Annotated in this window: 14 protein-coding genes and 1 tRNA gene; 6 read left to right on the top strand and 9 right to left on the bottom strand. The window is 70.9% G+C overall.

Annotation, left to right across the window (positions count from 1 at the left end; translation table 11 throughout):
- A partial coding sequence (gene serC, locus AC1DY2_RS08285; protein WP_476761981.1) for a phosphoserine transaminase occupies window positions 1–862 on the bottom strand: 862 nt, incomplete at its 3' end.
- Between the two features lie 69 nt (window positions 863–931).
- Between serC and AC1DY2_RS08280 the strand changes: the two genes are divergently transcribed.
- The 4 genes from AC1DY2_RS08280 (at window position 932) to AC1DY2_RS08265 (ending at window position 4627) form a co-directional block, all read left to right on the top strand.
- Window positions 932–1624, top strand: coding sequence for an iron-dependent transcriptional repressor DtxR (locus AC1DY2_RS08280; RefSeq protein ID WP_309977658.1), 693 nt, complete (start codon window positions 932–934; stop codon window positions 1622–1624).
- A gap of 390 nt (window positions 1625–2014) precedes the next feature.
- Window positions 2015–2695 (top strand): C40 family peptidase, encoded by a 681-nt coding sequence (locus tag AC1DY2_RS08275; protein WP_476761980.1) that lies wholly within the window; start codon window positions 2015–2017, stop codon window positions 2693–2695.
- A gap of 362 nt (window positions 2696–3057) precedes the next feature.
- On the top strand, window positions 3058–3555 hold the full coding sequence (locus tag AC1DY2_RS08270; RefSeq protein WP_309977661.1) for an HNH endonuclease: 498 nt from the start codon (window positions 3058–3060) through the stop codon (window positions 3553–3555).
- A 133-nt stretch (window positions 3556–3688) separates the two neighbouring features.
- Window positions 3689–4627 carry a CHAP domain-containing protein gene (locus AC1DY2_RS08265; RefSeq protein WP_476761979.1) on the top strand — a complete coding sequence of 313 codons (939 nt, stop codon included), beginning with the start codon at window positions 3689–3691 and terminating at the stop codon, window positions 4625–4627.
- Window positions 4628–4882: 255 nt separating this feature from the next.
- Here AC1DY2_RS08265 and AC1DY2_RS08260 read toward each other — a convergent pair whose 3' ends face one another.
- Entirely contained in the window at window positions 4883–5923 is a 1041-nt protein-coding gene (locus tag AC1DY2_RS08260) for a lactonase family protein (RefSeq protein WP_476761978.1), read from the bottom strand.
- A gap of 91 nt (window positions 5924–6014) precedes the next feature.
- Here AC1DY2_RS08260 and AC1DY2_RS08255 point away from each other — a divergent pair.
- Window positions 6015–6086 (top strand) — tRNA-Arg (locus AC1DY2_RS08255).
- Window positions 6087–6120: 34 nt separating this feature from the next.
- Here the strand turns inward: AC1DY2_RS08255 and AC1DY2_RS08250 are convergent.
- From AC1DY2_RS08250 to AC1DY2_RS08225, 6 genes are all read right to left on the bottom strand, one after another.
- Window positions 6121–6897 (bottom strand): PspA/IM30 family protein, encoded by a 777-nt coding sequence (locus AC1DY2_RS08250; RefSeq protein ID WP_476761977.1) that lies wholly within the window; start codon window positions 6895–6897, stop codon window positions 6121–6123.
- Window positions 6894–7523 carry a hypothetical protein gene (locus tag AC1DY2_RS08245; protein ID WP_476761976.1) on the bottom strand — a complete coding sequence of 210 codons (630 nt, stop codon included), beginning with the start codon at window positions 7521–7523 and terminating at the stop codon, window positions 6894–6896. Before AC1DY2_RS08245 ends, AC1DY2_RS08250 begins: the two co-directional genes overlap by 4 nt.
- Window positions 7524–7718: 195 nt before the next feature.
- Window positions 7719–8045, bottom strand: a complete 327-nt coding sequence (locus AC1DY2_RS08240; protein WP_476761975.1) for a DUF7882 family protein — start codon at window positions 8043–8045, stop codon at window positions 7719–7721.
- A 138-nt stretch (window positions 8046–8183) separates the two neighbouring features.
- Window positions 8184–8915, bottom strand: a complete 732-nt coding sequence (locus tag AC1DY2_RS08235; RefSeq protein ID WP_476761974.1) for a TMEM175 family protein — start codon at window positions 8913–8915, stop codon at window positions 8184–8186.
- Window positions 8916–8976: 61 nt separating this feature from the next.
- Window positions 8977–9246: a hypothetical protein gene (locus AC1DY2_RS08230; protein ID WP_476761973.1), complete on the bottom strand. Its 270-nt coding sequence runs from the start codon at window positions 9244–9246 to the stop codon at window positions 8977–8979.
- Window positions 9243–9407, bottom strand: a complete 165-nt coding sequence (locus tag AC1DY2_RS08225) for a hypothetical protein (protein WP_159605097.1) — start codon at window positions 9405–9407, stop codon at window positions 9243–9245. Before AC1DY2_RS08225 ends, AC1DY2_RS08230 begins: the two co-directional genes overlap by 4 nt.
- Window positions 9408–9579: 172 nt before the next feature.
- Between AC1DY2_RS08225 and AC1DY2_RS08220 the strand changes: the two genes are divergently transcribed.
- On the top strand, window positions 9580–10647 hold the full coding sequence (locus AC1DY2_RS08220; RefSeq protein WP_476761972.1) for an ATP-dependent DNA ligase: 1068 nt from the start codon (window positions 9580–9582) through the stop codon (window positions 10645–10647).
- A 3-nt stretch (window positions 10648–10650) separates the two neighbouring features.
- Here AC1DY2_RS08220 and AC1DY2_RS08215 read toward each other — a convergent pair.
- The coding region (locus tag AC1DY2_RS08215) for an Lrp/AsnC family transcriptional regulator (RefSeq protein WP_476761971.1) at window positions 10651–10966 on the bottom strand (316 nt) is incomplete at its 5' end.

Here is a 10966-nt window from a genome sequence, read left to right as displayed (position 1 = left end):
GCTCAGCCCAGTCGTAGAGCACCGACGAGGACTCGCGGGTGCGGGCGTCGGCCCAGGCGAGGCCGCCCGAGCCGTTCATCCACTCGAGCTGGTTCTCGAGGAGGAGCAGGGTCGCGAGCGCGGGGGTGTTGAGTGTCTGGTCGAGCCGCGAGTTGTCGACGGCGTTCTTCAGCGAGAGGAACTCGGGGATGTAACGGTCGCCCGCGGCGATGCGCTCGACCCGCTCGATCGCCGCGGGGGAGAAGAGGGCGAACCAGAGCCCGCCGTCGGAGGCGAAGTTCTTCTGCGGTGCGAAGTAGTAGACGTCGAACTCCGTGGGGTCGACGGCGACGCCACCCGCCGCGCTCGTCGCGTCGATCACGGTGAGCGCACCGTCGTCGCCCTCGACGCGGGCCACCGGGGCCATGACGCCGGTCGATGTCTCGTTGTTTGGCCAGGCGTACACGTCGACGCCCTCGACCGCCTCGGGGTTCGATCGGCCGCCCGGCGCTGCCTTGCGCACGTCGGGTGCCTGGAGCCATGGCGCCGCGGCGGCGCCGGCGAACTTCTGGCCGAACTCGCCGAAGGCGCAGAGCTGCGCCCGCCGCTCGATGAGGCCGGATGCCGCGGCGTCCCAGAACGCGGTCGAGCCGCCGTTGCCGAGCACCACCTCGTACCCGTCGGGCAGGCCGAACAGGTCGGAGATGCCCTGGCGCACCCGGCCCACGAGCTGCTTCACGGGCGCCTGCCGGTGGGAGGTCCCGAGGAGCCGCGGACCCTCGGCGGCGAGATGCGCCAGCTRCTCGGGGCGGACCTTGGACGGACCGCAGCCGAACCGACCGTCGGCGGGCAGGAGGTCACTGGGGATGACGAGGCTGGGCATGCGCACGAGTCTAGCGAGGGGGCGGCGGCCGCTAGGCTGGATGACGGGCTGCGACAGGGAGGGCTTCTGGTGACGGATCTCATCGACACGACGGAGATGTACCTCCGCACCATCCTCGATCTCGAGGAGGAGGACATCGTGCCCCTCCGTGCGCGCATCTCCGAGCGCCTCGGTCACTCCGGGCCCACCGTCTCGCAGACCGTCGCCCGCATGGAACGCGATGGGCTCGTCGTCGTGTCGGGCGACCGCCACCTCGAGCTGACCCCCGACGGGCGCAGCAAGGCCGTGCACGTGATGCGCAAGCACCGCCTCGCCGAACGCCTGCTGGCCGACGTGATCGGCCTCGAGTGGGAGTACGTCCACGACGAGGCATGCCGGTGGGAGCATGTCATGAGCGAGCAGGTGGAGCGCCGCCTGATCGAGCTGCTCGGCGGGCCTCGCGAGTCGCCGTACGGCAACCCCATCCCGGGTCTCGAAGAGCTGGGCCTGCCCGCGGCCGACCCGTTCATGCAGGGCGTGGTGCGCGTGCTCGACGCGGTCTCCGCCAGCGACGAGCCGGTGCGGGGCGTCGTGCGCCGCCTCGGCGAGCCCGTGCAGTTCGATCCCGAGCTGCTCGCCCAGCTCAAGCACGCCGGCGTGATGCCGGGCGCACGTGCGTCGTTCAGCGCAGCCGGGCCGTACATCCTCGTCGAGGTCGACGGTGTCGATGGCGGTCTCGAACTGCCGAGCGAAGTCGCCGGTCACATCTTCGTCGGAGAATAATCCCTGATCACGGCCACTCCGTGATCAGAATGTGACATTCGACCAACCCTCGCGTATCCTCGATCGAGTCCGCCGGCGCCAAAGCCAGCCGGTGGAACGGGATCGAGATCGCCCCCCGGCGCCCACCGCTCGATCCGGAACCCGTGACTGCGCAGCTTGCGCTCCAGGTGGGACGGCCGCACCGGTCGTGGGGCGGCGGAGGTACACGTTTTGGCTCGATTCCCACAGCGACGTCCGACCCGGAAGACGACGCGAGGGGCCGCTTCGAAGGCGATGATCGCCACGAAGTCCCCGACCACCCCACCCACTGAACTCGCAGCGAAGGTCGCCGCGGCACCGTTGCCCTCGACCCGCCGACTGCGGCGCGGTGGACTCGCGAACGTCCTCGTGATGACCGTCGCCGCCGGCATCGTCGGCACCCTCGCGATCCCCGCCTACGCGTTCACCCCCGGCAGCGAGGGCCCGCAGTTCGGCACCTCGGCCGAGACGGCGTTGACGAAGGCGCAGGCGCAGTCCGTCGAGGTCACCGACGACGTGATCGCGGCGCCGGTCACGACCGACGCGTATGCGGCCACGACGGCCGAGGAGATCAAGGCGGCGGCCGATGCCGCAGCTGCGGCCGCCGCCGCCGAGGCCGCGCGMCAGGCCGCGGAGTCGCAGATGACCTCCTACGCGGCGTCCTACTCGGGCCCGTCGGTCGGCGACTTCCTCGCGAACCCGCCATACCCGAACTTCGACCTCGGCAGCGTCTACGGCGTCGCCACGCAGTACATCGGCACGCCCTACGTCTACGGCGGCGCAACCCCGGCCGGCTTCGACTGCTCGGGCTTCGTGATGTACGTCTACGCGCAGTTCGGCGTGGGCATGCCGCACTCCTCGGCCGGGCAGGGAGCCATGGGCACCCGCATCTCCGAGGCGGACGCGCAGCCGGGCGATCTCGTGATCATGGACGGCCATGACGGCTTCTACGCCGGCAACGGCATGATCCTGCACGCACCGTATGAGGGCGCCTCCGTGCGAGTGCAGCCGATCTGGACGAGCGACTACTACATCGTGCGCATCGGCATCTGATTCGTGAACATCTCGTGACACCGCACACGAAAGGCGCGCCAGGAAGCCCTGGCGCGCCATTCGTGCTTTACCCTTGAAGCCTGACGATCCGAGAACCGGGCAGGGGAAGCCGATGGTCGCGACGCGCAGCATCCATTCCACGGATGCGCGCGCGCAGTTCCGCCAACGGCGCAGCAGTCAGCCGAGCACGATCCGGGCGAACGCCGCAACGGGCACTGTCTTCATGACGGTGCCCGTTCTTCGTTCTCCGGGCGCATCGCGTTCCTCGGCGACGGCCCTCCCTCCGGCACGCCTTCGTGCGCTCGGCGCGTCAGTCCGTTCACGCGGCTGGAAGCCATCCAGCACCGATCGAAAGGCACTTCATGCGCACCCTCGTGCTCAACGCCGGATATGAGCCGCTCGCCGTCGTCTCGTTCAAGCGAGCGCTGCTCCTCGTCATGAACGAGAAGGCCACCGTCATCCTCCACGACGAGGGCAATCCCGTCTGCGCCGCGAGCGGCTCCTGGGAACGTCCGAGCGTGATCCTGCTCACCCGGTACGTGCGCACCCCACGGGTGCACGCGGTCCCGGTCAGCCGCCGGGGCGTGCTGCGCCGGGACGAGCACCGGTGCGCCTACTGCGGCCGGTCGGCCGCGACGATCGACCACGTGTTCCCGCGATCCCGCGGCGGTCGTGACACCTGGGAGAACCTCGTGGCGTGCTGCCTCCGCTGCAACAACACCAAGGGCGACCACACGCCGGCCGAGATGGGCTGGGAGCTCCGGTTCACGCCGGGCATGCCCCAGGGGCGCAGCTGGGTCGTGCGCGGATTCGAGCGCCCGCTCCCGCAGTGGGACGAGTACCTCGCCACCGCAGCCTGATCCGCCGTGACATCCATGCGGACGTGCCCTATGGTGGTACGAGTCCGGAGACCCCCGACCTCCGAGATCTCACGAGAAGCCAACCCACTCCGGGCCGCACTGCGGCCTCGAGCGGGATCCGGAGGTTCCACACTTGCACGGTGACGACGAGAACGACGCCCACGAGCGCACGCGCTCTGAGCGGCGAGCGGCCGATCGCGGTCGCATCCGTCGCACCGCGCCGAAGGCCCCTCGCCGCGCACGCTCGGCCGCCGCGGTGTCCGCCGTTCCCGCGCCGACGGCCGGTCAGGTTTCCGCGGGGGATGCGGCCCGCCCGGTGATGGGCTCGCCGCGCACGGTGCGCCGCAACCGGCCCGTGCGCGTGTTCGCCACGATGCTGGTCGTCCCCGCCATCGTCGGCACCGTCGCCCTGCCGGCCTACGCGATCATGCCGGGCGTCGGCGGCTTCGCGGCATCCGGAGCCTTCAGCCTCTCGCGGGCCGAGGCGCAGGACGTCGACGTGTCGGCACTCGCGAGCGGTGCCCCGCTGTCGTCCGACACCTACGCGGTGACCACCAAGGCCGAGATCGAACAGGCCCGCATCGACGCCGAGGAGGCGCAGCAGTCCGCGTGGGCGGCCGAGCTCGCGTCACGCGGCTCCGGCAGCTACGCGATCTACACGGTCAAGGCCGAGGGCGACGACTACCCGTGGTGGGACCAGGTGCCCGACGACTACGGCGGCGGCCTGTCTCCGCTGCGCTACTACTACCGCGAGTGCGTCGACTTCGTCGCGTGGCGCCTCAACCGCGACGCGGGAGTGACCAGCGCCCCGTGGAAGTGGGACTGGAGCAACCTGGCATCGGGCAGTGCGTACGCGTGGGCCGACGCATGGGCCGCCAAGGGGTGGCCGACCTCGAGCGAGCCGGTGATCGGGGCCGTCGCCTGGTTCCCCTACAACCACGTCGCCTACGTGCAGTCGATCAACGCCGATGGCTCGGTCAACATCGAGGAGTACAACCAGAACTCCGACCACTCCTACCACCGTCGCACCATCCCGGCCGGCTCGGCGCTGTACCTCTACCCGCCCGGCTGACCCGCCGCGCCGCGCCGTTGTCGACGCCATGGCGATATCCGCTCGATTTGTTGGACGTCCTGGCCAGTGATCTCGTCGAGCGGCCTCGGTAACGTTGGGCCTCATTCCACGGTGAGGCAGGTGATGGCGATGACGCAGGACTTGGATGAGGCGCGACTCGACGAGATCGCGTGGGTCGACGAGCTCGCGCCGTCCACCTCGGCGATCGTGATCCTCGGCTACAACTGACCGCGGGCCAGCCCAGCCCTGTTCGGTTCAGGGCAGGCGGGCCAGGCAGGCCGGCGCCGGCGTCTGCAGGGTGGCCACGACCTCGGTCGGAACGCCCTCGTCGAGCGCGATGACCGCGATCGAGTCCGAGGCCTGGTCGGCGACGAGGACGAACCGCTCGTCGTGCGACACGTGCAGGTCACGCGGATGCCGCCCGCCCGTCGGCACCGAGGCGAGGCGTTCGAGCGTACGCGCGTCGGGATCGAACCGCATGGCGACGAGGGCATCCGCGTCGCGGTCGCCGATGAGCACCGTGCCGGCGCGCGTCAGGCGGATCGCCGAGAGTCCGAGCCCGCGCGGCGCCACCCGGTCGTCGACGTCGAACCAGGCCAGCTCGCGACCGGCCTGCAGGTCGAGGACGCTCGCCGTGCGGTCGAGCTCGTTCGCGACGACGGCGAGGTCGCCGGCGATCACGAGGTGACGCGGCCCGGCACCCGGATGCACCTCGACGTCGCGCGACTCGTCATGCGGGAGTCCCTCGGGCAGCGCGTCCAGCGCGATCACCCGGATGCGGTCCGACCCGAGGTCGGCGACCAGCAGCCGGTCGCGTGCGGAGTCCACGACCGCCTGGTGGGCGTGCGGCGAGGCCTGGCGCTCGGAGTTCGGCCCGCTGCCCGAGAACGGAACGACGTGCACGGCGTCGGCCGCGGCATCCGGAGCCGACGGATGGGCCGTGAGGCGGCCGCCTGAGTAGTTCGCCGCGAAGATCCAGTCGCCCGACTCGTCGAAGGCGAGGTGGCAGGGGTCGGCGGCGCCGGTGCGGCCGGGTTCGCCGAAGGCTCGAAGTTCGTCGCCCTCGACCGTCCACGTCGAGACGAGCCCGTCGGCGAGCTCGTGCACGATGCCGAGCACGCCCGTCGCCGCCGAGACCGCGAGGTACATCGGATTCGGTCCGACCTCGACCACGTCGCCGAGCGTCGCGGTGCCGTCGGCGGCCATGTCGAGCGGTCGGATGCCGCGTGCCGCCGATCCGAGCGCACCGAGCGTCGAGGCGCCCACCCAGAACCTCGTGGTCTCCGCACCGGTCATCTCGACTCCTCGTCTCACGGCCGGGCCGCGCTCTCGAGCGCCACGGGCGCCGCAGGACACGCTATCGCGAGCCGGTAGACTCGTGCGGTCAGCCTCTGTAGCTCAATGGAAGAGCAGTTCCGTCCTAAGGAAAGGGTTGGGGGTTCGAGTCCCTCCAGGGGCACTCTCTCACCGGGGTGCGGGGTCACCCCCGGTGCTCAGCCTCGTCCGATGCTCAGCCACCCGTCGGGGGCGTCGCCGGGGGAGCGTCCGCTCGAGGCCGAACCTGCCGGCGCCGCTCCGGCGTTGCGCAGTGCCTCGAGCTGGCGATCCACGTCCGCCTTCGCGGTCACGGCCGCCAGCTGCTGCTCGATGTCCGCGTCGGGTGTGGCGGTGAGGTCCTGCAGCGCACCGCTCGCGAGCAGCTCGTCGGTCGCGGCGGCACGCGCCTGCATCTGGGCCACGCGGTCGCGAGCGCGGTCGAGGCTCGTGCCGACGTCGCTCATGGCGTTGCCGACGCCCGCGACCGCCTCGTTCGCCCGGACCTGCGCCTCGGACGCGGTGTAGGTGGCCTTGATGGTCTCCTTCTCGATGCGGAACGCGGCGACCTGCTCGGTGAGCCGGCGCTCGCGCTCCTGGAGCTGCGCGGTCTGCGTGTCGAGGGCCATGAACTGCTGCTGCAGCTTGCCCACCTGGTTCTCGAGCAGCGCGCGGCGCTCGAGGGCGGCCCGGGCGAGGTCCTCGCGACCGTGGACGACGGCGTCGCGAGCCTGGGTTCCGAGGCGGGCGTACCTCGTGCCCAGCTCCTGCCCCTGCAGCTCGAGCCGCTTCTTCGCGGTCGCGACCTCTGCGACCGCCTGTCGCACCTGCTGCAGGAGCTTCACCTGCTGGTCGTAGCTGTCGTCGAGGGTGTCGCGGGGGTCCTCGATCTTGTCGAGGGCCTTCGTGGTCTTGCTGCGGAAGATGGTGCGCATCCGCGCGCTGTTGCTGCTCATGGTCGGATCCCTTGTGTCGAGCGGTTGGAGCGGACGATGGTCGGCTGCCGGAGCGGTTCTGGGGCCTCGTGGCCGTCGAGCCGGCGCAGTTCCTGCACGCCCGCATGCAGTGCGGCGATCTCGCGATCGACATCGCCGTCGAGCGTGGTGAGCACGTCGTCGGTGGAGCCCGCGAGCACGGCGGCGACGGTCGTGCGCATGCGGCCCACGAGGCCCGTCACCTGTTCGACGCGGTGCCGCGCCGCAGGCAGGGACTCGCCGAGGACGGCGGAGTCCGTCTCGCTCTCCATGAGCCGCAGCTGGAGGTCGAGCGCGGCGCTCTCCTCCTGGATGCGCCGGAACAGCCGCGGCAGGTCGCCACGCGGCCCGTGGCCGCTCGCGAGCAGATCGATCGCGGACTGCCCGCTGGTGAGCGTCTCGGCGAGGCGCACGCGAAGCGCGAGGACGCTCCGCTGCGGTCCGTGGCTGAGCGCGGCACGCGTCCGCAGGACGGTTCCGCCCACGGCGCGGCTGCGACGGACGCGTCGGTACAGCGCTCGCAGCACGAGGACGACCGTCACGATCGAGGCGACCCCGATCGCGATCACGATCCCGAGCGCCGCCAGCACCCATTCGAGGCCGCTCATGACGGCCGCTCCAGCTCTTCCATGTCCCCGCCTTCGTCCCGTCGTCGCCACGGCGCGTCCCGGACGTCGGGCGATCGACCCGTGCCGGCAGGAACGCGATATAGCGCGATCAAACGCGATATAACGCGAGCGTACGCCGGGAGCGGCCCGAACGTTAGTCCTCCGGTCGAATTCGCAGGGAGCGCATCCGACCGATCAACCGACGACCGGCGCCTCGGCGGCCGCCACCGACTCCGTCTCGGGCGGCTCCGGCACCACGATCAGCCCGCCAGCCGAGTTCGCGATGAGGGCCAGGTCCCCGAGCCAGGCGCGGTTGAGCCGCGGGCGCCGGTTGCCGTGGTAGACGAACGCCACCGGGGTGTGCGGGCTCAGCCAGATGGTCATCGAGCGGCGTTCGTCGCTCCAGGTGAACGGGAAGCTCTCCCGCCGCCGCAGCTTGTTCACGATGATCACCTGCAGGTGCGCGAGGGTCCGATCATCGAACTCCGCCGCGTGGTCGGCGTCGTACAGCAGAGAGCCCATTCCACTCCGTTCCGGGCACGCCGGCGAGGAACTGCGCGGATGCGCCGGCCGGATCGGATCGATCATTCCGGGCGGAACCGGATCGCGGGAGGGTCTTGACTTCGGGCCCTCCCTTCCGGCACGTGCCGGCGGCGGTGGCTACGCGCGCGACTCGGTGGGCGGCTCGAGATCGTCGCGACGACGGATGCCGCGTGCTGCGGCATCCTCGGCCACGATGCGGGCCACCCGCCTCGACGACCACAGGCCGACGAGCGGGTTGACCACGACGAGCAGCGCCCAGGTCCAGCGCCCGGCGTCGGCGCCGAACGCGTATGCGATGGGGATGGAGGCGAGGAAGATCGCCGGAGTGGTCATCGTGTCGATGAAGTTCACCCTGTCGGCACGCCGGGGCAGCGGCGCGATGAGCACGCCGTCCCGGCGGGCGACGGCGAAGACCGCCGACTGCGCGAACACGGCGCAGCTGATGTTCACGGCGTAGACGGCCACCGCGAGGGGAGCATCCGCCGAGCCCTCGTCGCTGATGCCCTGCGTGGAGAACGGGATGAGCACCACGAAGGCGATGGCGACGAGGTTCGCGACGATGGTGCCCGGCGTGACGGCGCGGAACCCCGAGACGATGCGGTGGTTCACCCGCCAGAACACCGCGATCACCGCGAAGCTCACCGCGAAGCCGAACAGCTGCCATTCCAGGCCGCTGGCGAGCAGGGCGGGAAGGCTGGTCCAGTCGACCGCACTGGGGGGATCGATGTTGACGACGAGCAGGGTCAGCGCGAACGCGTACACCGCGTCGAAGAAGGTGAAGGCGCGCGCGAACTCCACGGTGTCGCGCTCGTAGCGCGGCCGATCGACGACCGCCCGTTCACTGCCCACGTCAGGAGTGTGCCCGCCGTCGGGCCGGCCGAGGCATCCGACGCGCCGTCAGTCCCAGCGGTCAGTCCCAGTCGACCGCGTGCATCCAGCCGGCGATGTAGGCGCGCTCGTTCACGCCGAGGCGCACGCCGCCGCGGGGCACGGGCTCGTGGTCGAGTTCGCAGAGGTCGAAGATGCGGCGCACGATGACGCCGCGCAGGGGCGCGTCGAGGTTCTCGAGCACCTCGCGCTGCAGGGGACGTTCGAGCATCGGCCACCAGAGGCCGATGGGCGGGAGTCCGTGGCCGGTTCTCGGGCGATCGTCGTGCGCCGGCTCGATGGTGGAGGTCATTGCGCCGGCTCCTCGCTCAGGTGACCCGTGTCGGGGTCGCGGACGACGACGTGCTCGTCGGGGTCGGCGTCGTGCTCGGCCTGCTGGTGCTGTTCGACGGCCTCGACCGCCTCGTCGAGCTCCTCCGCCGCATTCGGATCGGTGGGGGCGGGATCGGTCATCGCTCACTCCTCGCTCACGGCCGACCGYGACTGCGAGGTCCGCCGACTTCGACGGTACGCGCGCGCGCGCGGCGGGCACAGGGGATTGACCCGCCCGAGGGGCGGTGCTACCCAGCGCGCCTCCTTCGCCTTCGGGGCTGCGGTCCGTCGCCGAGCGGACCAAGATGGACGGATGGACCTCCCGGTGATGCCGCCCCTCTCGCCCATGCTCGCCAAGTCGGTGAAGGAGATCCCCGACGTCGGCCACGTGGAGCCGAAGTGGGACGGCTTCCGCACCATCGTCTTCAAGGACGGCGACGAGATCGAGCTGGGGAGCCGCAACGAGCGCCCGATGACGCGGTACTTCCCCGAGCTGGTGGCGGCCCTTCGCGAGAACCTGCCGGCGCGGTGCGTGATCGACGGTGAGATCATCCTCACCTCCGACGGGCGGCTCGACTTCGACGCACTGCAGCAGCGCATCCACCCGGCCGCGAGCCGGGTCGCCATGCTCGCCGAGACCACGCCCGCCTCGTTCGTCGGGTTCGACCTCCTCGCCGTCGGCGACGAGAACCTGATGGAGGAGCCGTTCGCCGACCGGCGCCGCGGGTTGGAGGAGGCGCTCGCCGCGGCATCCGACCCCGTCTTCATCACCCCGGCAACCGCAGACCTCGCCGAGGCACGCGACTGGTTCACGCGGTTCGAGGGCGCCGGCCTCGACGGGGTGGTGGCCAAGCCGCTCGACGGCACGTACCTGCCCGACAAGCGGACGATGTTCAAGATCAAGCACGAGCGCACCGCCGACTGCGTGGTCGCGGGGTTCCGGTGGCACAAGACCGGCGGGATCGTCGGGTCGCTGCTCCTCGGGCTGTACGACGGAGACGGCCGGTTGCACCACGTGGGAGTCGCGGCGTCCTTCCCGATGGCGCGCCGGGCGAGCCTCGTCGCGGAGCTCGAGCCGCTCGTCGCCGACGATCTCTCGGTGCATCCGTGGGGCGAGTGGGCCGACCAGGAGGCGCACCAGTCGGCACGGCTGCCGGGGGCGGTGAGCCGGTGGAACGCGGGCAAGAACCTCTCGTTCGTGCCGCTCCGCCCCGAGCTGGTCGTCGAGGTGGCATACGACCACATGGAGGGCGACCGGTTCCGTCACACGGCGCAGTTCCGCAGGTGGCGCACCGATCGCACTCCCGAGAGCTGCACCTACGAGCAGCTCGAGTCGCCCGACGGGCTCGACCTCTCGGAGATCCTGCCCATCTCGCGGTAGCGCTCAGAGCACCGCGCGCAGTCCGGCCGACAGTGCCGTGTGGTGCTCGAACACCAGGTTCGTCTCGGTGAGCGCGACGGCCGGGTTGGCCGAGAGGTTCTTCAGCACGAACTGCCGCACGTGCTCGCTGTCGCGCACGCGCACGTGGATGAGGAAGTCCTCGGTGCCGCCGAGGAAGAAGAGCTGCGCGACCTCGGGCTCCTGGCGCAGCTCGTCGGAGATCTGCTCCATCAGGTGCCTGGCACCCGGCCGGATGCGCACGCTCACGAGCGCCTGCAGCGTGAACCCGAGCGCGAGCGGGTTGATCTCGGCGGTATAG

Source organism: Agromyces sp. P1_H4, assembly GCF_056405255.1.
The sequence above is the reverse complement of the archived record's forward strand: the minus strand, read 5'-3'. Positions and strand labels throughout refer to the sequence as shown.